This is a genomic window from Umezawaea tangerina (assembly GCF_003002815.1).
GTDB classification, from domain to species: domain Bacteria; phylum Actinomycetota; class Actinomycetes; order Mycobacteriales; family Pseudonocardiaceae; genus Umezawaea; species Umezawaea tangerina.
Map to the genome: position 1 here is coordinate 72,245 of NZ_PVTF01000007.1, position 23,450 is coordinate 95,694.

At 73.7% G+C, this 23,450-nt stretch carries 25 protein-coding genes and 1 pseudogene; 12 read left to right on the top strand and 14 right to left on the bottom strand.

From position 1 onward, the window contains the following. The first annotated feature begins 19 nt into the window (after positions 1-19). The 6 genes from CLV43_RS23465 to CLV43_RS23490 all read left to right on the top strand — a co-directional run bounded on the left by CLV43_RS23465 (position 20) and on the right by CLV43_RS23490 (position 5,432). Positions 20-406: a cupin domain-containing protein gene (locus CLV43_RS23465; protein ID WP_106189440.1), complete on the top strand. Its 387-nt coding sequence runs from the start codon at positions 20-22 to the stop codon at positions 404-406. A 35-nt stretch (positions 407-441) separates the two neighbouring features. Beyond that, positions 442-1,365 carry a 3-hydroxyisobutyrate dehydrogenase gene (gene mmsB, locus CLV43_RS23470; protein WP_106189441.1) on the top strand — a complete coding sequence of 308 codons (924 nt, stop codon included), beginning with the start codon at positions 442-444 and terminating at the stop codon, positions 1,363-1,365. Between the two features lie 196 nt (positions 1,366-1,561). Next, the gene (locus CLV43_RS23475; RefSeq protein WP_106189442.1) at positions 1,562-2,635 is read left to right on the top strand and encodes an alkene reductase; all 1,074 of its coding nucleotides are present in this window, start codon (positions 1,562-1,564) and stop codon (positions 2,633-2,635) included. Positions 2,636-2,798: 163 nt separating this feature from the next. Further along, positions 2,799-3,677 carry a helix-turn-helix transcriptional regulator gene (locus CLV43_RS23480; RefSeq protein ID WP_106189443.1) on the top strand — a complete coding sequence of 293 codons (879 nt, stop codon included), beginning with the start codon at positions 2,799-2,801 and terminating at the stop codon, positions 3,675-3,677. Between the two features lie 118 nt (positions 3,678-3,795). Then, positions 3,796-4,704 (top strand): SDR family oxidoreductase, encoded by a 909-nt coding sequence (locus CLV43_RS23485; RefSeq protein ID WP_106189444.1) that lies wholly within the window; start codon positions 3,796-3,798, stop codon positions 4,702-4,704. Further along, positions 4,701-5,432 carry an SDR family oxidoreductase gene (locus tag CLV43_RS23490; RefSeq protein ID WP_106189445.1) on the top strand — a complete coding sequence of 244 codons (732 nt, stop codon included), beginning with the start codon at positions 4,701-4,703 and terminating at the stop codon, positions 5,430-5,432. Before CLV43_RS23485 ends, CLV43_RS23490 begins: the two co-directional genes overlap by 4 nt. A gap of 82 nt (positions 5,433-5,514) precedes the next feature. Here the strand turns inward: CLV43_RS23490 and CLV43_RS23495 are convergent, their stop codons facing one another. Beyond that, the gene (locus tag CLV43_RS23495; RefSeq protein WP_211304509.1) at positions 5,515-6,030 is read right to left on the bottom strand and encodes a hypothetical protein; all 516 of its coding nucleotides are present in this window, start codon (positions 6,028-6,030) and stop codon (positions 5,515-5,517) included. A 98-nt stretch (positions 6,031-6,128) separates the two neighbouring features. Beyond that, on the bottom strand, positions 6,129-6,467 hold the full coding sequence (locus CLV43_RS23500) for a winged helix-turn-helix transcriptional regulator (protein WP_211304510.1): 339 nt from the start codon (positions 6,465-6,467) through the stop codon (positions 6,129-6,131). 182 nt (positions 6,468-6,649) lie between these two features. On the opposite strand from CLV43_RS23500, the gene CLV43_RS23505 reads away from it, so the two are divergent. Both CLV43_RS23505 and CLV43_RS23510 read left to right on the top strand, forming a co-directional pair. Next, positions 6,650-7,378: an SDR family NAD(P)-dependent oxidoreductase gene (locus CLV43_RS23505; protein ID WP_106189446.1), complete on the top strand. Its 729-nt coding sequence runs from the start codon at positions 6,650-6,652 to the stop codon at positions 7,376-7,378. 50 nt (positions 7,379-7,428) lie between these two features. After that, positions 7,429-8,943 (top strand): FAD-dependent monooxygenase, encoded by a 1,515-nt coding sequence (locus CLV43_RS23510; RefSeq protein WP_106189447.1) that lies wholly within the window; start codon positions 7,429-7,431, stop codon positions 8,941-8,943. A 9-nt stretch (positions 8,944-8,952) separates the two neighbouring features. Here CLV43_RS23510 and CLV43_RS23515 read toward each other — a convergent pair whose 3' ends face one another. The 8 genes from CLV43_RS23515 to CLV43_RS23550 form a co-directional block, all read right to left on the bottom strand. Continuing rightward, positions 8,953-9,381, bottom strand: coding sequence for a DUF1707 SHOCT-like domain-containing protein (locus tag CLV43_RS23515; RefSeq protein ID WP_106189448.1), 429 nt, complete (start codon positions 9,379-9,381; stop codon positions 8,953-8,955). After that, entirely contained in the window at positions 9,378-10,082 is a 705-nt protein-coding gene (locus tag CLV43_RS23520; protein ID WP_146174883.1) for a phosphatase PAP2 family protein, read from the bottom strand. The genes CLV43_RS23515 and CLV43_RS23520 overlap by 4 nt, the downstream gene beginning before the upstream one ends. A 33-nt stretch (positions 10,083-10,115) precedes the next feature. Beyond that, entirely contained in the window at positions 10,116-10,382 is a 267-nt protein-coding gene (locus CLV43_RS23525; protein WP_106189450.1) for a hypothetical protein, read from the bottom strand. Beyond that, positions 10,312-12,315, bottom strand: coding sequence for a glycosyltransferase (locus CLV43_RS23530; protein WP_106189451.1), 2,004 nt, complete (start codon positions 12,313-12,315; stop codon positions 10,312-10,314). Before CLV43_RS23530 ends, CLV43_RS23525 begins: the two co-directional genes overlap by 71 nt. 94 nt (positions 12,316-12,409) lie before the next feature. Beyond that, complete coding sequence (locus CLV43_RS23535) at positions 12,410-13,828, bottom strand: sensor histidine kinase (RefSeq protein WP_245886881.1); 1,419 nt, start codon at positions 13,826-13,828, stop codon at positions 12,410-12,412. Beyond that, entirely contained in the window at positions 13,825-14,520 is a 696-nt protein-coding gene (locus CLV43_RS23540; protein WP_106189452.1) for a response regulator transcription factor, read from the bottom strand. Before CLV43_RS23540 ends, CLV43_RS23535 begins: the two co-directional genes overlap by 4 nt. A gap of 21 nt (positions 14,521-14,541) precedes the next feature. Next, a complete protein-coding gene (locus CLV43_RS23545) occupies positions 14,542-15,414 on the bottom strand; it encodes a M56 family metallopeptidase (protein ID WP_106189453.1) in 873 nt (290 codons plus the stop codon). After that, a complete protein-coding gene (locus CLV43_RS23550) occupies positions 15,414-15,788 on the bottom strand; it encodes a BlaI/MecI/CopY family transcriptional regulator (protein ID WP_245886882.1) in 375 nt (124 codons plus the stop codon). The genes CLV43_RS23545 and CLV43_RS23550 overlap by 1 nt, the downstream gene beginning before the upstream one ends. 60 nt (positions 15,789-15,848) lie before the next feature. On the opposite strand from CLV43_RS23550, the gene CLV43_RS23555 reads away from it, so the two are divergent. Genes CLV43_RS23555 through CLV43_RS23565 form a run of 3 tightly spaced genes read left to right on the top strand, consistent with a single transcriptional unit; the run spans position 15,849 to position 17,792 of the window. Next, entirely contained in the window at positions 15,849-16,460 is a 612-nt protein-coding gene (locus CLV43_RS23555) for a DedA family protein (protein WP_106189454.1), read from the top strand. Further along, positions 16,457-17,044 carry a phosphatase PAP2 family protein gene (locus CLV43_RS23560; RefSeq protein WP_106189455.1) on the top strand — a complete coding sequence of 196 codons (588 nt, stop codon included), beginning with the start codon at positions 16,457-16,459 and terminating at the stop codon, positions 17,042-17,044. Before CLV43_RS23555 ends, CLV43_RS23560 begins: the two co-directional genes overlap by 4 nt. 4 nt (positions 17,045-17,048) lie before the next feature. Continuing rightward, positions 17,049-17,792: an ABC transporter permease gene (locus tag CLV43_RS23565; protein ID WP_211304511.1), complete on the top strand. Its 744-nt coding sequence runs from the start codon at positions 17,049-17,051 to the stop codon at positions 17,790-17,792. A 52-nt stretch (positions 17,793-17,844) separates the two neighbouring features. On the opposite strand, the gene efeO is transcribed toward CLV43_RS23565, so the two are convergent. Together efeO and efeU are read right to left on the bottom strand one after the other, a co-directional pair. Next, positions 17,845-18,978, bottom strand: coding sequence for an iron uptake system protein EfeO (efeO, locus tag CLV43_RS23570; protein ID WP_106189456.1), 1,134 nt, complete (start codon positions 18,976-18,978; stop codon positions 17,845-17,847). A 14-nt stretch (positions 18,979-18,992) separates the two neighbouring features. Next, positions 18,993-19,817, bottom strand: a complete 825-nt coding sequence (gene efeU, locus CLV43_RS23575) for an iron uptake transporter permease EfeU (protein WP_106189457.1) — start codon at positions 19,815-19,817, stop codon at positions 18,993-18,995. A 237-nt stretch (positions 19,818-20,054) separates the two neighbouring features. Here efeU and CLV43_RS23580 point away from each other — a divergent pair, with 237 nt between their 5' ends. Beyond that, positions 20,055-20,651, top strand: coding sequence for a cadmium resistance transporter (locus CLV43_RS23580; RefSeq protein WP_106189458.1), 597 nt, complete (start codon positions 20,055-20,057; stop codon positions 20,649-20,651). A gap of 123 nt (positions 20,652-20,774) precedes the next feature. On the opposite strand, the pseudogene CLV43_RS23585 reads toward CLV43_RS23580, so the two are convergent. Further along, positions 20,775-21,985 (bottom strand): annotated as a pseudogene (locus CLV43_RS23585) (cytochrome P450). Positions 21,986-22,076: 91 nt separating this feature from the next. Then, a complete protein-coding gene (locus tag CLV43_RS23590) occupies positions 22,077-22,976 on the bottom strand; it encodes an ABC transporter substrate-binding protein (RefSeq protein ID WP_106189459.1) in 900 nt (299 codons plus the stop codon). Between the last annotated feature and the right edge of the window lie 474 nt (positions 22,977-23,450).

The following is a 23,450-nucleotide window of genomic DNA, read 5'->3' on the forward strand; positions in this document are numbered from 1 at the left end:
CGAAACAGGAGGTACCACCATGAAGTTCATCAGCTCCACCGAGATGCGGGACATCCCGCCGCTGCCCGAGCAGTACCACGCGCACTTCACCGGCGAAACGGCGCTGGAGGAGCTGCACGCCGGCGCCACGCCCGACGACGCGAGCGTGCTGCTCGTCCGCTTCGAACCGGGAGCCCGCAACAACTGGCACTCGCACACCGGCGGCCAGCTGCTGTTCGTGACCGACGGGGAGGGCTACGTCCAGGCGCGCGGCGAGGCACCGGTCCTCGTCCGCGCGGGTGACGCGGTGGCGTGCCCGCCCGACGAGGAGCACTGGCACGGCGCGACCCCGGAAGGTCCGGGGATGACCCACCTCGCGGTCACCTACGGGAAGATCGTCTGGTTGGACGGGCACGAGCCGCACTAGCACACCCGACCACCACCTCAGGAGGAACGACCACAATGGACACCACTGGTGCGGGAGGCGGACCACGGGTCGCCTTCATCGGCCTGGGCACCATGGGGCGGCCGATGGCCCGACGGCTGCTGGCGGGAGGCTGCGACCTCGCAGTGTTCGACACCGCGCCCGCCGCGATGCGGCCGCTGCTGGACGCCGGGGCCCGAGCGGCGGCCTCCCCGGCCGACGCGGCCCGGCGCGCCGACTTCGTGATCACCATGCTGCCCGACGGCCGCCGCGTCCTGGAGGCCACCACCGGTCCGACGGGCGCCTTGTCCGGCGCACCACCCGGAAGCGTCCTCATCGACATGAGCACGGTCGACCCGGCCACGAGCCGGGCCGTCGCCTTCGAGGCGGAGCGCGAGGGGGTGAGGATGCTGGACGCACCGGTCAGCGGCTCCAGCGCCGGAGCCGTCGACGGCTCGCTCACCATCATGGTCGGTGGCAGCGCCGAGGTGCTGGACCGCAGCAGGCGGCTGCTGTCCCTGCTCGGCGGCAAGATCGTCCACTGCGGGGCGACCGGCATGGGCACCACCGTCAAGCTGGCGAACCAGGTCATGGCGGGGATCTCGATGGTCGCCGTGGCGGAGGGCTTCCGCCTCTCCCAGGCCCTCGGCGTCGACCTGCGGCTGCTCCACGAGGTGACCACGTCCAGCTCCGGCGACAGCTGGCCCCTGCGGACCCGCCCGCCGGTGCCGGGGGTGCTGGCCGCCGGTCCCGCCGACCACGACTTCGAGCCGGGCTTCCGGAGCGACCTCATGCGCAAGGACCTCGAGCTGGCCCTGAGCGCCGCCGTGGACGCGGGCCTCGACCTGCCCCTGACCTCCGCCGCCCGCCACCTCTACGCCCGCCTCGGCCCGGCGGGCCTGGGGCACAAGGACTTCTCCGCGGTCATCTCGGTCCTGCCCCGCCGGATCGACGGCACCTGACCGCGGCTCGTCGGGTGGGGGTGCTCCCGGTTCGTCGCCGAGAGGCGGTCAAGTGCGCTCACGGCGGACGTCCTCGCCGAGGGCTCCCCGACCCGCGAGTGTGATCCACTTCGCACCGGCTTGACCCTGACATTGATGTCAGGTCCTAGCTTGGCGGTGGTCCGCAGAACCACCCCGACAGCTAAGGACGACAGTCATGGCCAGCCTTTTCGACCGCCTCCCGCTCGGTGACCTGGTGCTGCCCAACCGGGTCGTGATGGCCCCGATGACGAGGGTCCGCGCGGCCGCGGGTGGTCTGGCCACCCCGTCCATGGCGGCCTACTACGCCCAGCGCGCCACCGCCGGGCTGATCGTCACGGAAGGGGTGCAGCCCAGCCTGGTCGGGCAGTCCAACCCCGGTACTCCCGGTCTGCACACCGACGAGCAGACCGAGTCGTGGCGGCAGGTCACCGACGCCGTGCACGTCAACGGCGGACGCCTGTTCGCCCAGATCATGCACGGCGGCCGGGTGTCGCACCCGGACACGACCGGGTTCCGGCCGGTCGGGCCCTCGGAGGTCCCCGCGACCGGGTCGGTGTTCACGCCGACCGGTCTCGCGCCCGCGCCGGTGCCCCGCGCGCTGGCGACCTCCGAGGTCCCCGAGCACGCCCGGTCCTACGGCGACGCCGCGCGCCGGGCCGTCGAGGCGGGCTTCGACGGGGTCGAGCTGCACGGGGCGAACGGCTACCTGATCACCCAGTTCCTCTCCAGCAGCGCGAACCTGCGCACCGACGTCTACGGCGGGTCGATCGCGAACCGGATCCGGTTCGCCGTGGAGGCGGTGGAGGCGACCGTGGAGGCCGTGGGCGCGCGGCGCACGGGCATCCGGCTCTCGCCGGGCTCGGGCATCTGGGGCGCGGAGGAGACCGAGGTCCCCGAGCTCTACGGGGCGCTGCTGACCGCGCTCGCGGAGTTCGACCTGGCCTACGTGCACCTGGAGGCCACCACCGACGAGGACGTGCTGCTCGGCCTGCGCAAGGTGTGGCCGGGCACGCTGATCGTCAACCCCGTGCACCCGGCCTCGCCGGACCAGACCGACCACGCCGCCGCCGACCACTGGCTCGCGCTGGGCGCGGACCTGATCAGCTTCGGCCGCGCCTACATCGCCAACCCCGACCTGGTCGAACGGCTGCGCCAGGGCCTGCCGATCGCCCCGCACGACCAGGCCACCTGGTACACCGGCGCCGACCAGGGCTACCTCACCTACCCGACCTACCAGCACGCGGGCTAGCCGCGCCCGGCCGGTGCGGCGCGACCGTCCGACCTGGACGGTGCGGCAGCGGGGACCGTGCCACCAGGACGGACGTCACCGCAGGTGGGGGCCGCGTCCGGGGCGATGGGCGGTCGCGCGAACTAGCCTGGTCGGCAGTCGACCGGGGAGGACGTCGCCGCCCATGAGCAGTACCGAACAGACCGTGCCGATCGCCGCGGGCCTGCCGTCGCGGGTGCTGGTCGACAGCGCCGGGCTCGGGTGGGACGGGGTGCGGGTGCGCGAGCTCGCCGACCCGCCGGTCGCGGACTTCGTGCTGCCCCCGGTGGACTCGCTCACCGTCCTGCTCGTCACGGCGGGCAGCTACGTCGTGGAGAGCGGTGCCGGGTCCGGCCGCCGCCACGCGCTCGTCTCACCCGGTACCTCCGCGGTCAACGCCCCGCGGCAGGAGGTGCGGGCGCGGTGGCGGTCCGGCCTCGGGGAGCAGTTCCGCTCGGTGCACCTGGTCCTCCCGGCGGCCTCGCTCGCGGCGACCCGCGACGCGCTGCCCCGCCACGTGCGCCGAGCCGACCCCGACTACCTGGGACGGGACGACCCGTTCGTGCGCGAGACCGTGCTGGAGCTGGGCCGCGCCGCCCGGCAGGGGCTGCCCGCCCTGCACGCCGGGACGCTCGCCCAGTCGATCACGAGCTACCTGCTGCTCGCCGACGTCCACGACGACGGCGGCAACGGCGGTGGTCTGGGCGTGCGGGCGCTGAGCGCGGTCGTCGACGCCATGCACGAGCGGATCGCCGAGCAGATCACCCTCGCCGACCTCGCGGCGGTCGCGCACCTGAGCAGGCACCACTTCCTGCGCCAGTTCACCGCGTCGACCCGGACGACACCCATGCGCTACCTCACGTCGCTGCGGATGCGCCGCGCCCGCGAGCTGCTGCGCGACGACACCCTCGCGGTGCAGGTCGTCGCCGACCGGTGCGGGTACCGCAACCCCACCCACTTCACCAGCGTGTTCCGCCGCGAGCACGGCGTGACCCCGTCGAGGTTCCGCGTCCTGGACACCTGACGCCGCCCGCAGGCCGAGAACGGCCACCACACCGCAGAACGGCGCAACCAGACGACACCCCGTCCGCGTCCGCGAGCCGAGACTCGATCTCCTGGACCGCAGACCGACGGGAGAACGCATGAACAAGGTTGTCGTCGTCTCCGGAGCCTCCAGCGGCTTCGGAGCCATGACGGCGCGCGCCCTCGCCGACGCGGGGCACCGCGTCTACGCGGGGATGCGCGCCACCGAGGGCAGGAACGCGCCCGCGGTCGCCGACGCGCGCGAGTACGCCGCGGACCACGGCGTCGACCTGCGTCCACTCGAGATGGACGTGGCGGAGCAGTCCTCGGTGGACCGCGCCGTCGCCGCGATCGTCGAGGAGAGCGGGCGCGTCGACGTGGTCGTGCACAACGCCGGCCACATGGTGCTCGGCCCGGTCGAGGCCTTCACCGTCGAGCAGGTCGCCGCCGTGTACGACGTGAACGTGCTCAGCACGCAGCGCCTCAACCAGGCCGTGCTGCCGCACCTGCGCGGGCGCGGCGAGGGGTTGGTGGTGTGGGTGGGGTCGTCGAGCGCCCGCGGCGGCACCCCGCCGTACCTCGGCCCGTACTTCGCCGCCAAGGCCGCCGAGGACGCGCTGGCCGTGAGCTGCGCGGTCGAGCTGGGCCGCTTCGGGATCGACTCGGTGATCGTGGTGCCGGGCTCGTTCACCACCGGCACCAACCACTTCGCCCACGCGGGCTCGCCCGACCGCGACGACGTCGCGGCCGAGTACGCCGAGCGGTTCGGCGACACGATCGACACCGTGCTGAAGCGGCTCGCGGGCCTGTCCCCGGCCGACGCGGACCCGGCCGAGGTCGCCCGCGAGATCACCCGTGTGGTGGACCTGCCCGCAGGGCAACGGCCGTTCCGGGTCTACATCGACCCGGCCGACGACGGCGCCGAGCGCGTCTACGAGGTCGGCGAGACCGTGCGGCGCGAGTTCTACGACCGCATCGGCATGCCGGAGCTGCTCGTCCCGGTCACGGCGAAGGGGGCGGACGCGTGAGCGCCAGGGTCGCGATCGTCACGGGTGGCTCCGGGGGTATCGGCCGCGCGGTCGTCGACCGGCTCGCTGCCGACGGCTTCAACGTCGCCGTGCACTACTCCGGCAACCGCGCCAGGGCCGCGGAGGCGGTGGACGCCGCCGTCGAACGCGGGGTCCAGGCGGTCGCGGTGGGCGGCGACGTCGCCGACGAGGAGGCCATGGGCGGGTTGTTCGACGAGGTCGAGAGCACGTTCGGCGGTGTCGACGTCGTGGTCAACACCGCGGGTGTCATGGTCCTCGACCCGATCGAGCACTTCGACCTCGCCGCACTGGACCGCATGCACCGGGTCAACATCCGCGGCACCTTCGTGGTGTCGCAGCTCGCCGCGCGACGGCTGCGCGAAGGCGGGGCGCTGGTCAACTTCTCCACGTCGGTGACCCGCCTGCAGATGCCGACCTACGGTCCGTACGTCGCGTCGAAGGCGGCCGTCGAGGGGCTGACGCTGATCCTGGCGCGCGAGCTGCGCGGCCGCGGCATCACCGTCAACGCCGTCGCCCCCGGCCCGACCGCGACCCCGCTGTTCCTCGACGGCAAGTCCGACGAGGAGGTGGAGCGGCTGTCGAAGGCCGCACCGCTGGAACGCCTCGGCCGCCCCGAGGACGTCGCCGACGTCGTGTCGTTCCTCGCGGGCCCCTCGGCCCGCTGGGTCAACGGCCAGGTGCTGTTCGCCAACGGCGGCATCGGCTGAGCACACCGCGGGGCCCGCGCCACGGGCCCCGCGGTCCGCCCACCGTGTGCACCACGCCGCCGTGCCCGTGCGCGCCGTCAGGTCAGGAGGAGTCCTCCACGCCGGTGGGTCGACCCGCCGCCTGCCGGGCGAACTCCGCACGTGCCTGCTCGGCGAAGGACTCCACGGCGGCCGGGTCCGGCCTGTCGCCGTCGTCGAACATCGCCGACTGGAGTGCGGGCCCCAACCTGCCGGGGTGGCGCTCCATGTCCGACCGCCGGACCGGCTGGAGGACGAAGTGGACGTGGGCGGCCTCTCCGCCGGTGTGCGACCACTGGCAGGTGTAGACCTGCACCGGGTCGGTCAACGCCGTGACGACCGCGGCGACGTCCCTGAGCAGACCGCCCAGCTCCGCGGCCTCCTGCCCGGTGAGGGCGGCGACGTGGACGACGTGCCGCCGCGGCACCACGGCCAGTGCGCCGAGGCCGAACGCGCCGAGCACGTGCACCACCAGCCACCGCGGCGTGCCGTGGATCCGCCCGCCGGGCAGCGGTACCCGGCCGCGGGTCATGTCGCAGGGCGCGCAGCCCACGAGGTCCGTGCCGTCGTCGTGGTCCATCGCGCCATCGTAGTGAGGCCGGCTCTCCGGCCCCGCCGGCCCGTTCCGCTCCATTGTGGACGGTGAGTTCGGCGGGACGGCAAGCCGCAGGGTGGTCTTCAGCGCCGCGCGTGCACCCACCGGGCCACCGGGTCCATCGCGTCGATGAGCGACCGGCCGTGTTCGCTGATGCGGTAGAGCACCTGCACGGGCATGGTCGGCACCACCTCGCGGCGGATCAGCCCGCGCGACTGGAGTTCCTTGAGCCGCAAGGACAGCATGCGGTCCGAGATGCCCTCCACCATGCGGCGGTACGTGCCGAACCGGACCGCGCCGAACGCCGCGGCGAGCAGGACGGCCGACGTCCAGCGGGTGTTGAGGAACGTGATGGCGTTGCCCGCGTGCTCGCAGGCGTCGACGTCGATCTTGCGGACCCCGACCTCGGGTGGATTGGTCACTTACAAAAAGTAAGGACCTTATCGGCGCGTTGGCAAGATCCAGGGGGTGGCGAATTGTTGCGATCATGACCGCAACCGACGCCTTCTCCCCGTTCGACATCGGCCCGCCGCCCTCCGACCGCTCCGCCGCGGTGGGCGGCACGTCCCCCAACCGCCACCGCCCGGCTCCGGAGGCCTGAACCATGGGGCAGCTGGAGGGCAAGGTCGCGGTCATCACCGGCGGGGCGACCGGGATCGGCCTGGCCACCGCACGCCGGTTCGTCGCCGAGGGAGCGCGGGTGTTCCTCTTCGGTCGGCGCGCCGAACCGCTGGCCGCGGCGGAGAACGAGCTGGGGCCCGCCGTCGTCGGCGTGCGCGGCGACGTCACCGCGGAGGAGGACCTGGACCGCCTGCGGCTCGCGGTCCAGGAGTACGGCCGAGGCCTGGACGTGGTGTTCGCCAACGCGGGCGGGGGTCGGTTCGCGCCGCTCGGCGGGGTCACCCGCGAGGACTTCGACGAGACGCTGGCGAGCAACATGCGAGGGGTCTACTTCACCGTCCAGACCCTCGCGCCCCTGCTGAACCCGAAGGCCTCGGTCGTCCTGATGTCGTCCGCGGGCGGCACCGCCGGACTGCCCGGCCTCGGCGTCTACTCGGCGGCCAAGGCGGGGATCCGCTCGTTCGCCCGCACGCTCGCCGCGGAGCTGGGGGAGCGGGACGTCAGGGTGAACGCCATCAGCCCCGGCTACATCCGGACCAGCGACGACCCCGCCGTCGACGCCTTCCAGGAGGCGGGCGCCGCGGGCATCCCGCTGCACCGGGTCGGGCGACCCGAGGAGGTGGCCGCGGCCGTGCTGTTCCTCGCCTCCTCCGACAGCAGCTACGTCACCGGCGGCGAGCTGTTCGTCGACGGCGGCCGCAACCAGGTGTGACGCCCGACCACCTCCGAGTTCCGCACGACCTGAGACGAAGGAGTCCTCCGATGCACGACGTGGTGATCGTCGGCGCGGGCCCGGTCGGCCTGCTCCTGGCCTGCGAGCTGGGCCTCGCGGGCTGTTCCGTGCTGGTGCTCGAACGGGACCGGGAGCCGGACACCTCGGCGAAGGCGCACCCGCTGGGGATGCGGGGCCTGTCGGCCGGGTCGGTCGAGGTGTTCCACCGCCGGGGGATGCTGCCGCGGCTGTCGGCGGCGACGGGGGTCGCCGCCGAGGACGTCCCCGACGCGGACGAGGCTCCCGCCCCGCGCGGCGCGGGCCACTTCGCCGGGATCACGCCCGACCCGGCCGACGTCGACCTCGCCGCCCTGCCGTTCCGGCTGCCCGGCCCGGCGCTGGAGTTCCTGGTGACCAGCCTGGAGGCGGTCGAGTCGGTACTGGTGGAGCGGGCTGCCGAGCTGGGTGTGGAGATCGCGCGAGGGGTCGCGGTCTCCGACGTCACGCAGGACGACGAGGGCGTGGTCGCGCACGCGGGCGGGCACGAGTACGCGGCGCGCTGGCTCGTGGGCTGCGACGGCGGGCGCAGCGCGGTGCGCGGCCTGCTCGGCTTCGACTTCGCGGGCACCGAGCCGCAGTTCACCGGTTACGTCCTGGACGCCACCACGACCGACACCGAGGGGCTGCGCCCCGGTTTCACCCTCACGCCGGAGGGCCTGTACCTGCTGAACCCCGTCAACGGCTACCTCGCCTTCCAGGACTTCGACGGCGGCGCCTACGACCGGTCGCGGAAGCCGACCGCCGAGCACCTCCAGGCCATCCTGCGCCGGGTGTCCGGCACCGGCGTGGCGGTGGACGAGGTCAGGGCCGTGTCCACGTTCACCGACCGGGCGATGCAGGCCACGACCTACCGCAAGGGGCGCGTGCTGCTCGCGGGCGACGCCGCCCACGTCCACGCACCGTTGGGCGGCCAGGGGCTCAACCTCGGTGTCGGCGACGCGGTGAACCTCGGCTGGAAGCTCGCCGCGACCGTGCGCGGCCACGCCCCCGACGGGCTGCTCGACACCTACACCGCCGAGCGCCACCCGATCGCCGCGCGGGTGCTGGACTGGGCGCGCGCCCAGGCGGCGGCCATGAAGCCGGGGCCGTACACGGGGGCTCTCCAGGGCGTGCTGCGCGACCTGCTCGGAACCCGTGACGGGGCCACCTACGTGCACGACCGGCTGTCCGGGCTGTCGATCCGCTACGACCTCGGCGAGGACGACCCGCTGGTCGGCCGCAACGCCCCGGAGTTCCGGCTCCGGGACGGCACCCGCCTGGGCGACCTGCTCCAGGACGGTCGGGGCGTGGTGCTCGACTTCACCCCCGACCACCGCCTCCGGGGCCCGGCATCCCGCTGGGGAGGGCGGACGCGGTACGCCGCGGGTCCGGCGCGCGACGACCTCGGCCGCGGCGCCGTGCTCGTCCGCCCCGACGGCATCGTCGCCTGGGCGGGCGACCGCGACCCCGACCGCGCCGGGTTCGAGCGGGCCGCGACCCGCTGGTTCGGCACCCCGGACAGCTGACCGGGCCGGTCAGCGCTCGCCGAAGCCGGACGGTTCCACACCTCCTTCGAAGAAGACGCCGTGCAGCACGGACATGACGACGGCGCCGACGAACGCGGAGACCACCAGCACGGCGAGCAGTCCCAGCAGCCGCCCGCGCGGCGCGAGGGGCGTGCCGCCGCGGCCCAGCAGGGCGGCGATGAACGCGAGGAGGTGGGTGCGCACCCGCAGCACGGCGTCGCGCCGACCGGTGACCGGCCTGCGGGCGGGCGGCAGGTCCTCGGTCAGGACGTCGAGCTCGTGCCGGTAGCGGGCGGCGTAGGCCTGGGAGAGGCGTTCCTCGACCTCGGCCAGGGTCAGCCTGCCCTCGCCCGCGGCCTCGTGCAGCCGTGCGCCCACCTGCTCGCGCTCGGCGTCGGAACAGCGCATGCCCCTGGTCTCGTCGGTGGACGCGGTCATGGTTCCTCCTCGAATCGGGATGGGTTCTCCCGGTGCCAGGCCCCGAACGTCGCGGTCATCGCGACGACCCAGGCGGCACCGAGGGCGTAGCCGGCCAGCACGTCGGAGACGTAGTGGACGGACAGCGCGGTGCGGGACAGGCCGATGCCCAGGACCACCACGGCCGCGACGGCGACGGCGACCGGGCGCCACCGGCGGCCCGCGCTGTTCCAGAAGAGCAGGAGCAGCAACGAGTACGACACGACGGCGGACTGGGCGTGGCCGCTGGGGAAGCTGAGGCCCGAGGCGTGTGCCACGGGATCGGCGACGACCGGGCGGGCGCGGTGCACGACGGTCTTGACGAGCTCGTTGAGCACCGCGCCGCCCGCTTCGGTGACGGCGACGAACGCGGCGAGCCCGCGCCGCCGCCGGTGGAGCAGCCAGGCCACGAGCACCGCGAAGACGGCGAAGTAGACCGGTGCCGACCCGATGGTGCTCAGCGCCTTCATGACGGCGGTGAAGGTGTGGTGCGCCAAGGCGAACCGGTGCAGGCCGTCGCGGCCTCCCTGGTCGACCGCCCGCAGCGGCGGCCAGTTGTCCTGCACGAAGAACAGCAGCAGGCCGAACGGGACCGCGACCAGCGCCAGGGAGACCAGGGCGAGCACCGACCGGACGCCGAACCGGGCGTCCGGGGGTGTCGTGCCCGTCGACGGGGAGCTCACCACCGGGTGGCTTCCCGTTCGGCGGTGCGGTGGTCAGCGCTCACCCTGGTGCTCCTCGTGGTCCCCGTCGTGCCGGACGCTGTGCCCGCCTTCGTCGTGTCCCTCCTCGTGCGCGGCCAAGGCGGTCGTGCCCGCGCCGATGGCGAGGCCGAGCACCACGACGGCGACCAGCTGGGTGGTGCGGTGGCGGACGGCACCGCGGATCCGGCGGCGCCGGGGCGGCGGGGTGTCAGCCCGCGGTGGCGGTGCGCTCCCGGTCGGCTCGGCGGGGTCGGGCGGGGGCTGTCGTGGTGTGGTCATGACCGGTCGCTTCCTCCTGCACTCGCAGGTAGAGGTCTTCGAAGGCGTCGAGGGTGTCGGCGAGGTCGTGCCGGGCGACGATCCGCCTGCTCGCGGTGCCCATGGCCACGCGGGAGACCGGGTCGGCGTCGAGCTCCCGCAGCGCGGCGGCGAGCGCGGCCGGGTCGCCGGGCGGGTAGAGGCGGCCGTTGGTGCCGTGGTGGACCAGGTGCGGCAGGGCCATCGCGTTCGCGGCGACCACCGGCAGACCGGCGGCCATGGCCTCCATCGTGGCGATGCTCTGCAGCTCGGCGGTGCCGGGCATGCAGAACACGTCGCCCCGCCGCAGCACGGCCACGAGGTCGTCGTCGGGCAGGTAGCCGTGGAACCGGACCCGGCGGGCTATGCCGAGGTCGAGGGCCAGCGACTCCAGGTCGGTGCGGCACACGCCGTCGCCGACGACCTCGGCGTGCACGGCCGGGGCGAGGACGAGGGCGCGCAGCAGTTCGTCGACGTTCTTCTCCGGGTCGAGCCTGCCGACGAACACCGCGGTGGTCGTGGTCGACATGTGGGCGCCGGCCGAGCCGAACCGGTCGAGGTCGATGCCGCAGGAGATCGCACGGGTCGGCAGGTCGCGGTCGCGCAGCAGGTCCGCGGCGCGCGGGGTCGGCGCGGTGACGGCGTGGGCGCGGCGGTAGACCCGGACGAGGTCGCGCCAGGTCCAGTCCGACACGATCCCGTTGAGCACGCGGGGGAGTGGGCTGTGGTCGAGCAGGTTCTCCGGCATGAAGTGGTTGGTGGCGACCACCGGCAGGTCGTGGGCGAGGGCGGCGCGCAGCACGGTCCGGCCGACCCCGAAGTGCGCCTGCACGTGGACGACGTCGGGTCGGACGGTGGCGAGCAGCGAGGGCAGGGCGCGCCCGACCTGCCAGGGGGTGCAGACCCGGAACGCGGCGTGGAACGGGGTGCGGGTCGAGGCGATCCGGTGCACGGCCACCCCGCCGACGACCGTCGAGCTGTCCTGGGAGGTCGGTGAGGGGCAGACCACGTGGACCTCGTGGCCGCGGGCGGCGAGGCCTTCGGCCAGCCGGTTCGCGAAGTTCGCCGCGCCGTTGACGTCGGGTGGGTAGGTGTCCGCGGCGATCAGGATCCGTTGCCCCGCGGCGGGTTCCGGGCGGGTCCACGAGGGACTGTCCACCGGCGTCGACCTGGTCAGCGCGACCACACCCCCGATGGCCGGCGCGGCGCAGGCCAGTTGCGGGAGGGCGATACCGCCGGTCTCGCCGTAGAGGCCGATGCCGACGGCGACCGCGGTGAACGGGTCGAGCACGGTGACGGCGGCGATGACCACGGCGGGCGGACCGCTTGCGTAGGCCTGGTGGACCAGCCAGCCACCCGTGAGCATCAGCGCACCCGCTTCGCCGACCAGCAGCGGGGACCCGTTGAGCACGGCGCCCCGGATGAGTGCGGAGCCAAGGCCGAACAGCACCGCGGCGGCCGAGGCGAGCACCAGGCAGCGGACGCGCCCGCCGGTCCGCAACCCGGCCACCGCGACCACAGCGGCTATCGCCACGACCAGCTGCACCCGCGAGGAGTCCACAGTGGACGATGCCGGGGCAACCGACGTCGCTGCGAGCACCACGAACCCCGCGGTGCCGACGCACACCGCGAGCGCGGCGCGTCGGGAGTGGCCGCCGACCAGTGTGGTGAGCACGAGGCTCAGCACACCGATCGGCTGCACCACGGCCAGCGGTGCGGTGGCCAGGGCGAGGACGTGCAGCCCGCCGCCCACGACCGCGAGCGAGGTGCCCGCGAGCCACGTCGGGGTGCGCAGCAGCCTGCCCACCCGCACGCGGCCCTCGTCGCGCACCGTGCGGTGCTGCAGGTGGATCGCCGCGGCGAAGCAGCACGCCGCGAGGGCCGCGAGGAGCACCGCGAAGAGGAGGTCGGTCATCCGGTCACCCGTGGGGTCGTGGTGGCCGCGGTCAGCGGCAGTGCCGTCATGTCCTCGACGATGCCGGGCGATCGTTAGAGCACGATGAAGATCCTCAAGGGTTTGGATGAGAAACCGACGGGAGCCCGATCTCGACCAAGGCGCCGCCGGTGTCCGCTGAGCCCGCCCGCGCGGTGCCGCCGTGCGCGGCGACGACCTGGGCCACGATCGCCAGGCCCAGCCCGGAACCGGGCAGCGAGCGCGCGGACTCGGCGCGGTAGAAGCGCTCGAACACGTGCGGCAGGTCGGTCTCCGCGATCCCCGGTCCCCCGTCGGTCACGGTTACCACCGCACGCCCGGCCTCCGCCCGCACGGCCACCCGCACCGTGGCGTCGGCCGGGCTCCACTTGGCGGCGTTGTCCAGCAGGTTGAGCACCGCGCGCTCCAGCGACACCGGGTCGCCGACCACGCGCGCGGACGTCAGGTCCGTCTCGATCCCCACGTGCGGAGCCCGCGCACGGGCCCGTTCGACCGCGCCCTCCACGATCTCGGTGAGGTCGACCGCCACGAACGGCTCGGGGTTGGTGTCCTCCTTGGCGAGCTCGACGAGCTCGCCGACCAGGGTGCTCAGCTCCACGGCCTGGGTGCCCAGGTCGGCGAGCAGCCGCGCCCGGTCGGTGGCGGACAGGTCCCGGTGCTGCCGTTCGGCGTGGACGAGCAGCTCGACGTTGTTGCGCAGGCTGGTCAACGGGGTGCGCAGCTCGTGCCCGGCGTCCTCCACCAGTCGGCGCTGCGCCACGCGGGAGGTGTCGAGCGCGGACAGCATGGCGTTGAACGCCTCCGCGAGCCTGGCGATCTCGCCGCGGCCCTCGACCGGGATCTTGGCGGTGAGGTCCTGGGTGCGCGCGACGCGTTCGGCGCCCGCGGTGAGCGTGTCGACGGGGCGCAGCGCGGCGCGCGCGGCCGACCGGGCGAGCACCGCGGCGCCGAGCACCCCGATGAGGCCGATCACCGCGTGCAGCAGGCCGAGCTCGGCGAGGGTCTTCTCGATGTCCTCGGCGTCGCGGGCGATCTGCACCAGCCCGCCGTCCGGCCGGGCGACGGTCCACACCCGGTACTGGTCGTGGCCGATCCGCAGCACCTCGACCCGCCCGGTGCGCCCGGCGCCGGTCGACCGGGCCTGGTCGGTGACGGGGATCCGGTCCGCACCGTCGGCACCCGCGGTGCTCACCGCCCCCGAGGAGTCGACGAACTGCACGACGAGCTCGGCGGAGCGGTGGTCCTCGTCGGTGCTCGGCCGGTCGGCGGGCCGCACCGTGGCCAGCGCGTCGGCCGCGGTCGAGGACTTGGCGGCCAGCTCCGCGTAGGACCGGAGCTGGTCGTCGAACTGCTGGTTGAGCTTGACCTGCACGACCGACCACGACGCGACCGCGACCCCGATCACGGCCACCGCCGCGGCGCCCGCGGCGAGCAGGGTGAACCGCGACCGCAGCGACGTCCGCCGCCACCGCCCGGCCGCGGACCGGAGCCTCACAGCGGGTCTTCGCGCAGCACGTAGCCCACGCCCCGCACGGTGTGCAGCAGCCGGGGCTCGCCGTCGGCCTCCAGCTTGCGGCGCAGGTAGCTGACGTACACGTCGAGCCCGTTGGACGTGCCGCCGAAGTCGACGCCCCACACGTCGAGGAACATCGCCCCGCGCGTCATCACCTGCCGGGGGTTGCGCAGGAAGGTCTCCAGGATCGAGAACTCGGTCCGGGTCAGCCCCAGCTGCCGGTCCCCGCGCCTGACCTCGCGGGTGCCGGTGTTCAGCGCCAGGTCCGCGAAGCGCAGCTCGCCCTCGTCGGTCGTGGGCCTCGCGCCCGCGTAGCCGCCGCGGCGGACGAGCGCGCGGACCCTGGCCAGGAGCTCCTGCAACGCGAACGGCTTCGCGAGGTAGTCGTCGGCGCCCGCGTCCAGGCCCGCCACCCGGTCGGTGACGTCGTCGCGCGCGGTCAGCATCAGCACCGGGGTCGCGTCGCCGTCGGCGCGCAGCACGCGGCAGGTGTCCAAGCCGCCGAGCACCGGCATGGTGACGTCGAGGATCACCCCGTCCGGGCGTCGGGAGCGGATCAGCTCCAGCGCCTGCGCCCCGTCGGGCGCGGTGGACACCTGGTAGCCCTCGAAGCGCAGCGTCCTGGACAGGGACTCGCGGACGGCGGCCTCGTCGTCGACGATCACGATGTGCACGGGGGGCTCCCGGATCGGTGGTCAGCGGGCGGTCAGGCCGGTGGCCTCGAACAGCTCGTGCAGGTCGTCGGCGGCGTCCAGCGAGGAGAACGCGGTCAGGGCCAGCAGCGCCACCGCGGCCAGCGCCACCGCCCGGAACCGGGTGCCCCTCCCGGTGGGCGGTTCGGCCAGCAGCGCGGCCACCCGGCGGGGGACAGGACCCGCGGCCGCGTGCAGTGCCGCCGGGTGGCCCGCGGCCGTGCGGCGGGTGGCCAGCGCGGCCTTGCCCACGGCTCGCGCGGTGGACCGGCGGTCGGCCACCCGTTCGGCGGCGGTCTCGTCGGCCCACCGCTCCACGGTGTAGGCCACGGCGGCGCGCAGCGGGCGGAGCAGCGGGTTCGCCGCGGCGGCCAGTGCGGCGGCCGCGAGGAACAGGTGGTGGCGGTTCGCGAGGTGGGCGCGTTCGTGGGCGAGCAGCACCCGCTGTTCGACGGCGTCCAGCGCGGCCAGCATCCCCGTGGACACGACCACCCGGCCGGGGGCGCCGGGCAGGGCGTAGGCGATCGGGGCCTCGTCGGAGGTGACCACCAGGTCGGAGTCGGGGTGCAGGCGGGCCTCGGCGTAGGCCTCGCGCAGCGTGCGGACGTGGCGCGCGCCCACGCGGACGAAGGCGACCGCCGCCGCGGTGAGCGCGACGCCCGCGACGACACCGACCGGGACCGCGGACGCCGTCACGCGGGTGAGGCCCGCGACCGCGAGCAGACCCAGCGAGAGCGTGCTCGCCGCGGCCACGACGACCGCGGTGACCACCAGTGCCCAGGTGGCCGCGCGCGGGTGGCAGCGGTCGGCCAGCCACCGCGTCACGGGCACCGCCAGCAGCGGCAGCAGCAGCGGGAGGTACACGGTGGCGTCCATCAGCCCTCCTCCAGCAGTCCGCGCAGCAGCAGCTCGTCGGCGGGGGAGAGGTCGGAGACGAACCGGGCCAGCACGGTGTCGCGGTCCGCGCGGGCGTCCAGCACCTGGTGCATCCGCCGGGCCGCCACGCCCGGTTCGTCGGCCACCGGCGCGTACACGTAGGACCGACCGCGTTTGACCCTGCCCACGACCCCCTTGGTGTGCAGGCGGGACAGGATCGTGGCCACGGTGCTGTAGGCGAGCGCGTCGCCCAGGTCCTGCTGCACCTCGGCCGGTGTGCGCGGCCCGGTGGCGGCCCAGAGCGCGGTGAGCACCGCCGCCTCGAGCTCGCCCGGCGCGCGCCGGTCGGTCTGCTCCCTCACGTCGTCCTCCACGCCGTTCAATCTACAGTGGTGTAGAACATCGACAACGTTGTAGATATGACAGGAGGACGGATGACCGCCGCGCTCAACCCGTTCGACCCGACGTCGCTGCTGTCGGCCTTCGGCACGCTGGGGGTGTTCCTGGTGCTGTTCGCCGAGACCGGGCTGCTGGTCGGCTTCTTCCTGCCCGGCGACTCGCTGCTGTTCACCGCGGGTCTGCTGTGCGCGACCGGACCGCACCTGTCGCTGCCGTGGGTGCTCGTCGCCGCCGCGGCGGGCGCGCTGATCGGTGCCCAGGTCGGCTACCACATCGGGGCCAGGGGCGGCCGGGCCCTGCTCGACCGCACCCGCAAGCCGAAGCTGCACGAGGCCGTCGAACGGGCCCAGCAGCTGTTCGAGCGCTACGGCCACGGCAAGGCGATCGTGCTGGCCCGGTTCCTCCCGATCGTCCGCACCGTCCTCAACCCCGTCGCGGGCGCGGTGTCGGTCCCGCCGCGGGTGTTCCTGCGCTGGCAGGTGCTCGGCGGTCTGCTGTGGACGGTCGGCCTGACCGTCGCCGGGTACGTCCTGGGCACGTCGGTCCCCGACGTCGACCGCTACCTGCTGCCCGTGATCGTGCTCATCGTTCTGGTATCCCTGGTCCCGGTCGGCATCGAGGTCGTGCGCGCGCGGAGGGCCCGGTGACGGCCCTGTTCGACAGCGGCTGGTACGAGGCCGCCACCCGCTTCGCGGCGGCCACCGGCCGGCTGCACGGGCCGGTCGTGCTGTTCACCACCTGGGGCCTGGTGCTGTCCGCTGCACTCCTGGTGGCCGCGTGGTGGGGCGCGCGGTCGCGTGACGACGCGACGATGGCCGTCGTGCTCACCGCGCCGGTGGCCACCCTGGCCGCGTTCGGCGTCGACGACGCGGTCAAGCTCGTCTTCGCCGAGCCCCGCCCGTGCCAGGTCCTCGGCGGCGTCGCCACCGTCCTGCCGTGCGACCCGCCCGGTGACTACTCCTTCCCCAGCAACCACTCCGCCCTCGCGGCGGCGATGGCCGTGGGGGTGCTGCTGGTCCACCGGCTCCTCGGCGCGCTCGCCGTGGCACTCGCCCTCGCGATGGCCGCGTCCCGCGTGTACGTCGGCGCGCACTACCCGCACGACGTCGTCATGGGGCTGCTGGTCGGCGGGATCGTCGCGGCCGCCGTCGGCTTGGCCGCGCGGGCGTTCCTGCCACCGCTCGTCGCCGACCTGCGCCGAGGCGGGCTGCGGCCGCTGCTGCGCGCCTGACGCCGTGGGGACCGACGGGATCATCGCGCCAGGGCCGGTGCTGGCGGTCGTGCTGCTGGTGCTCGTGGCGGCCGCGGCACTGGTGACGGGGCTGGGGCGGATCGGGCGGTGGCCCGCGGCCGTCACGGCTTCCGCGCGCGCGGTCGTCCAGCTCGGGGTCGTGTCGTCGGTGGTGGCCGCGGTGCTGGGGTCGGTGCCGTTGACCGCGCTGTTCATCGCGGTGATGTTCGGCGTGGCGTCCGCGACCTCGGCGCGGCGGGTCGGTGGACTGCGCGTCGTCGGGTGGACGGCGGTGGCGCTCGGGACCGGTGTCGCCCCGGTGCTGGGGCTGCTCGTGGGATCGGGGCTGGTCCCGCCGGTGCCGATCGCGCTCGTGCCGGTGGCGGGCATCCTCGTCGGCGGGGCGATGACCGCCACGTCGCTGGCGGGGCGGCGGGCGTTGGAGGAGCTGCGGACGCGGCACGGCGAGTACGAGGCCGCGCTCGCACTGGGGTTCGGCCGCCGGGACGCGGTGCTGCTGATCTGCCGCCGTGGCGCGGGCGACGCACTGGTGCCCGCCCTGGACCAGACCCGGACGGTGGGCCTGGTGACGTTGCCGGGGGCGTTCGTGGGGGTGCTGCTGGGCGGCGCCACGCCCTTGCAGGCGGGCGCCACCCAGGTGCTCGTGCTGATCTCCCTGCTGGCGGTCGAGTCCGTCGCGGCTCTCGTGGTCGTGGAGCTCGTCGCCGCGGGCAGGCTCACGCCCTAGCCGAACAGGTCGCGCGGCCCCGCGGTCTTGGTGCTGAGCAGCCTGCGGGCGCTCACTTCGCGACCGCTTCGGCGACCTTGCTCACCGGCTCGCCCAGTGCGTCCAGCGCGGCGGCCAGGTCCTTGACCTCGCCCTCGGTCAGCTCGGTGTAGAGCTTGAAGCCGTCGCCCTTGCGGTGCTTCTCCAGCAGGTCGTCCAAGGCCTTGAAGCCGGTGTCCACAGTGGTCAGCAGGGCGGGCTGGGCGTCCTGCACCACCGGTCGCAGCGCGGCGATCGCGGCCTGCGAGCCGTCGACGTTGGCGCGGAAGTCGAACAGGTCGGTGTGGGAGTAGCGGTCCTCCTCACCGGTGATCTTGCCGGTGGCGACCTCGTCGAGCAGGCCCTTGGCGCCGTTGGCCAGCTCCAGCGGCGTGAGCTCGACGGCCTTCGACCGGTCGACGATCTCCTTCACGTCGGACAGCAGCCGGTCGGCGATCGACGGGGAGTCGGCCAGCAGCCCCGTCTCCCACAGGTCCTTCTCCAACCGGTGGAACCCGGTGAACTCGGTGCCCTCCGCGATGACGTCCTCGCGGCCGTCCACCCTGGGGTCGAGGTCGCCGAAGCTGCCCGCCACCGGTTCGACGCGCTCCCAGTAGGTGCGGGCGATCGGGAACAGCGCCTTCGCCTCCTCGACCTTGCCCGCCTTGACCGCGTCGACGAACTCCGTCGTCTTCGCGAGGAAGCTGTCGGCCTGGGAGTTGACGTACCGCTGGTAGCTCTTGGTGGCGTCGGCGAGCTTCTGGTCGGTGTCGACGGACTTGCGGCCCTCGCCGGTGACGGTGAAGTCGGCGCGGATGCCGTCGCCGACCATGCCGGGCTTGCACGCGGTCTGGAGCTTGCCCGCGTCCGTCGCCTCGACGATCAGCCGTCGGGTCAGGCCGGGGCCGATGTTCTCCACCTCGCCCAGGATCCGGTCGCCCTCGGCGTAGAGGTAGAACTCGGTGACCTTGGTGCCCTTGTTGGTGATCTCGAACGTCACGTTGCCGGTGCCCGCGTTGTCGCGCGCCACCTTGCACGCGCTGTCGCTCGCCTCGACGGCGATCGGGCCGTCGGCACCCGCGGGGGTCGACGACGTGCCGCAGGCGGCGAGGACGGACAGGGATGCGGCGGCGACCAGCGCCACCTTGCTCCGGGATGCGGTGGACAAGGGCTTCTCCTGTCTCAGCGCGCGGTGAGCGCGCGCGTGCGGGGGCGGATCAGGAACAGGGGCAGGACGATCGCGACGTAGGCGACCCAGGCGACGGCCTGGACCACGGTGGTCTGCTGGGAGTAGTTGAAGATCCCCTTGAGCAGCGCCCCGCACCAGGAGGCCTCGGGAACGGTGGTGGTGAGGTCGAAGGCCAGGGTGTGCAGGCCGGGCAGCACCGCGGCCTCCTGGAGGTCGTGCAGCCCGTAGCCGAGGACCCCGGCGGCGACGAACACCAGCAGGGCGCCGGTCCAGGTGAAGAACTTGCCCAGGTCGAACCGGATCGCGCCCGCGTAGAGCAGCCACGCCAGCGCGATGGCGACCGCGATCCCGACCAGGAACCCGATCAGCGGCTCGGTGGTGCCGACTCCCGCGCTCTGCACGCTGGAGTAGAAGAACACGGCGGTCTCCAGGCCTTCGCGGCCGACGGAGACGAACGAGACGACGACGACCGCGAACGGTCCGATGTCCAGCGCGTTGGCCATCTTCCCGCGCAGCTCCGCGGCGATCGTGCGGGCCGCCCCGCGCATCCAGAAGATCATCCCGGTCACGAACACGACCGCGAGGATCGACATCCCGCCGCCGAAGACCTCCTTCTGCCGGAACGTCATCGTCGCCGTGGTGAACGTGATGACCGCGCCGACCGCCACGGACAGCGCCACCGCGGCCCCGACGCCGACCCAGACGTGGGGGAGCGAGGCGCGGCGGTCGGTGCGGACCAGGAAGGCGATCAGGATGCTGACGACGAGCGCCGCCTCCAGGCCTTCCCGCAGCCCGATGAGTCCGTTGTTGACGAGCACGCCGATCCCCCCGGTCCACCTGCTTAGGCGAGGCTTGCCTCAGTTCTTCTACAGGACTGTAGAAGTAAGAGGCGGGGTCCTGTCAAGTCGCGGTGTCAGGAGGGTGGGTGGTCGTCGTGCCCGCGGCCGCCGCCATCATGGGCGGCTCGTGATCCCGGATCCCCCGGACGCCACCACCCGAAGGGCGACCATGCAGTCATCGCTCGTCCGCGCCGCCGTCGACAGGGCGGTCCGGTCGTGACCCCCGGCGTCGTCGGCCAGGCGGTCGGCCTGTTCGCCGTGACGAACGTCGACGACATCCTCGTGCTGGCCCTGTTCTTCGCCCAGGGAGCCGGGCACGCCCGGACCACGCGCAACATCCTCCTCGGCCAGTACCTCGGCTTCGCGGCGATCCTCGTCGTCGCCGTGGCCGCCGCGTTCGGCGCGACCTTCCTGCCCGAGTGGGCCGTTCCCTACCTCGGCCTGCTGCCGCTGGCACTGGGCATCAGGTCGGCGGTGCGGGCGTGGCGGCACCGCGACGAAACGGAGGAGGAGCGGACCGCCGGGCAGACCGCCCCGCAGACGCTGGAGGTCGCGGCGGTCACCTTCGCCAACGGCGGCGACAACATCGGCGTGTACGTGCCGGTCCTCGCCACCGCGGGCATCGGCGGCATGAGCGTCTACGCGGCCGTGTTCCTCGTCCTGGTCGCGGTCTGGGTCGCGGCCGGCCGCTACTTCGCCACCCGCCCGACCATCGCGAAGGCGCTGTCGCGCTGGGGCCACGTGCTCCTGCCGGTCGTCCTCATCGGCATCGGCCTGCTCATCCTCGTCGAGGGCGGCGCGTTCGGCCTGTAGCCCGGCACGTCGGTACGAGCGTGAACTCCGCGCAGCACCTCGCCCCGGTGCCGGCCGACGCCTCGACCTCGTGGCCGAGCAGCCTTCGGCTTGGCCGGCCGCCGCTCGTCCGGAGCGCGGGCCTCACCAGGTGACCGGCAGCGAGTGCAGTCCGTAGATGACGCCCGTGTCCTTGAAGTCCAGCTCCTCCAGCGGTTTGGCAAGCGCGAGGTCGGGGATCCGGCGGAACAGCGTGTCGATGACGGTCTGCAGCTCGATGCGGGCCAGGTTCTGGCCGAGGCACTGGTGCGGGCCGAAGCCGAACGCGACGTGGTGCCGCGCCCCGCGTGCGATGTCCAGCTCGTCGGGCTTCTCGAAGGCCTCCGGGTCGCGGTTCGCGGAGTGGAGCAGGCCGAGCACGCCCTCGCCCGCCCGGATCGTGACGCCACCCAGTTCCACGTCCTGCACGGCCACCCGTGCGATGTGCGAGTCGACGACGGTGAAGTACCGCAGGAGCTCCTCGACGGCGGGCAGGGTCCTGGTGGGTTCGCCTTGACGTCGGCGAGCTGGTCGGGGTTCTCCAGCAGGGCGACCGTGCTGAGCGAGATCATGTTCGCGGTGGTCTCGTGCCCGGCGGCCAGCAGCAGGAACGCCATCGCCACCAGCGCCTCGTGCCGGTAGGTGCCCTCCGCGCGGCCGGCGAGGACCTGCCTGCCGAGCAGGTCCCCGTCATCCGGGTTCTTCTCCTTGCGGGACACCAGGTCGTCGAGGTAGGCGGAGATCGCCAGGACGGCGTTCTGCCGGTCCTCGCCGGACGACCGCGTGTCCACCATCGTCGAGGTGTGCCCCTGGAAGAGCTCGTGGTCGTCGTAGGGGACGCCCAGCAGCTCGCAGATCACCAGCGACGGCACCGGCAGCGACAGCTCGCGCACCAGGTCCGCGGGCCTGGGCCCGGCGAGCACGGCGTCGACCCGCTCGTCCACGATCGCCTGCACCCGCGGCCGCAACGCCTCCATCCGGCGCACCGTGAACTCCCCGAGCACCGCCCGCCGAGCCACCCCGTGCTCGGGCGCGTCCATCGTCGTCAGCGTCTTCCCACCCCCTGGCCGCACCCGCCCACCCGGCACCAGCCGCGGGTAGTCCGGGTTGTCCCGGTCGGAGCTGAACCGCGGATCGGCCAACACCGCCCGCACGTCCTCGTGCCGCGTCACCGCCCACGCCCACCTGTCCTCGACCAGGCGGACCTTGGCGACGGGCTCCTCCTCCCGGATCCTCGTGTACTCCTCGGGCGGGAGGAACGGGCATGTCCTGGTCACGGGGAAGTGCTCGGGACGGATCCCGGATACGTCGACCATCGTGTGCTCCTCATGTCCGGACAACCGGCGACTCGTGTGGAGGGGAGGGTGTTCGTCGCCCGGAACGGCGACAGCGGCGTGACGGGCACCTTCAGCGTGGCGACGGCCCGTCGAGTCTGAACGCCTCGGTGGGGTCGACCTCGCCCACGCCGTGCAGCACGTGCGCGAGGACCTCCGCGCCGCGCACCACGCGCGGACCGGGGCGGTTGAAGTAGGCGGGGCCGTCGAGCACCCACACCTCGGGCAGGTCGGACCAGCCCGGCAGGGCCGTGAGCACACCGAGCTCGGCCACGGTCCGCTCGGGTGCCAGGCCGCAGGGGAGCAGCAGCACCACGTCGGGCTCGGCGTCGCGGACCTGCTGCCAGGTCATCGGACTCGTGTGCTCGCCCGGTGCGGCCAACAGCGGGGTCCCACCCGCCGTGGTGATCTGCTCGGGCACCCAGTGCCCCGCGGGCCACAGCGGGTCGAGCCACTCGACGGCCACCACCCGAGGCCGCTTCCGGCCCCGGACGGCCGTTTCCACGGCGTCCAACCTGGCCCGCAACGTCCCGATCCGGTCCGCGGCCACGTCCGCGCTGCCCAGCGCCTCGCCCACCACGCGCAGGCAGTCCAGCACCTCGGCCAGGGTGCGGGGTTCGAGGCTGAGCACGCGGGTGTCGGCGTCGAGCACCCGCACGGCGTCGGACACGCGCTGGTAGGACAGCGCGCAGACGTCGCAGAGGTCCTGGGTGAGCACGAGGTCCGGCGCGAGTGCGGCGACGAGGTCGGTGTCCAGGGTGTAGAGCGAGGAACCGCGGTGGCTGCCGCCGACGGCGTCGGAGATCTCCTTGCTGGACAGCGCGTCCGGGTCGAACGCGCCCGCGGTGACGACGGGGACCGTGCCGACCGGGGCGGGCCAGTCGCACTCGTGGGTGCGGCCGACCAGGTCGGGCAGGTGGCCGAGCTCGGCCACGATGTCGGTGGCGGCGGGCAGCAGCGACAGGATCCGCATGGTGCGATCCAATCACCGTCGCCGAACCGACCGCACGGCCCGTCGGGTACGGGAGTACGACCACCGCGCTTTCGGGCACGAGCGCACCGGTGGGATCGGTTTGCCGCGGGCACCGGGTCTCAATAGGCCGGGGTGCGAGTGATGATCACACCGGGGCCGGTCCGCACGGCGCCATCGGAGCAGTGCTGGGAATCCTGCCGGGCGTGTCGCGGCTTCCGCGTCCCGGTCACGTTACCGTTGTGGCAGCTGGTGATCGTCGTCGCGGTCCCGGTCGTGATCACCGCGGTGGCGGGGCTCGGGTGAGGCCGGTCGCGGTACCGGCCGCCGCCGACTGACGCAACGATCACCTTGGGCCGCAAGGGGCCTGTTGGGGGTAGGCGTTGCGCCGTTCGCGGCGGGCACCCGGACAGCGCGGAACCGACCGGCGTCGGGGCGTCGCGGGTGATGGCGCCGCTTGTAGGGTTGGGTCCGAAC

Bases quoted from the DNA above. Each gene is read 5' to 3' on its own strand.
- CLV43_RS23465 (WP_106189440.1), top strand. From the start codon at position 20: ATGAAGTTCATCAGCTCCACCGAGATGCGGGACATCCCGCCGCTGCCC.
- mmsB (WP_106189441.1), top strand. From the start codon at position 442: ATGGACACCACTGGTGCGGGAGGCGGACCACGGGTCGCCTTCATCGGC.
- CLV43_RS23475 (WP_106189442.1), top strand. From the start codon at position 1,562: ATGGCCAGCCTTTTCGACCGCCTCCCGCTCGGTGACCTGGTGCTGCCC.
- CLV43_RS23480 (WP_106189443.1), top strand. From the start codon at position 2,799: ATGAGCAGTACCGAACAGACCGTGCCGATCGCCGCGGGCCTGCCGTCG.
- CLV43_RS23485 (WP_106189444.1), top strand. From the start codon at position 3,796: ATGAACAAGGTTGTCGTCGTCTCCGGAGCCTCCAGCGGCTTCGGAGCC.
- CLV43_RS23495 (WP_211304509.1), bottom strand. From the start codon at position 6,030: ATGGACCACGACGACGGCACGGACCTCGTGGGCTGCGCGCCCTGCGAC.
- CLV43_RS23505 (WP_106189446.1), top strand. From the start codon at position 6,650: ATGGGGCAGCTGGAGGGCAAGGTCGCGGTCATCACCGGCGGGGCGACC.
- CLV43_RS23510 (WP_106189447.1), top strand. From the start codon at position 7,429: ATGCACGACGTGGTGATCGTCGGCGCGGGCCCGGTCGGCCTGCTCCTG.
- CLV43_RS23515 (WP_106189448.1), bottom strand. From the start codon at position 9,381: ATGACCGCGTCCACCGACGAGACCAGGGGCATGCGCTGTTCCGACGCC.
- CLV43_RS23525 (WP_106189450.1), bottom strand. From the start codon at position 10,382: ATGACCACACCACGACAGCCCCCGCCCGACCCCGCCGAGCCGACCGGG.
- CLV43_RS23530 (WP_106189451.1), bottom strand. From the start codon at position 12,315: ATGACCGACCTCCTCTTCGCGGTGCTCCTCGCGGCCCTCGCGGCGTGC.
- CLV43_RS23545 (WP_106189453.1), bottom strand. From the start codon at position 15,414: ATGGACGCCACCGTGTACCTCCCGCTGCTGCTGCCGCTGCTGGCGGTG.
- CLV43_RS23555 (WP_106189454.1), top strand. From the start codon at position 15,849: ATGACCGCCGCGCTCAACCCGTTCGACCCGACGTCGCTGCTGTCGGCC.
- CLV43_RS23590 (WP_106189459.1), bottom strand. From the start codon at position 22,976: ATGCGGATCCTGTCGCTGCTGCCCGCCGCCACCGACATCGTGGCCGAG.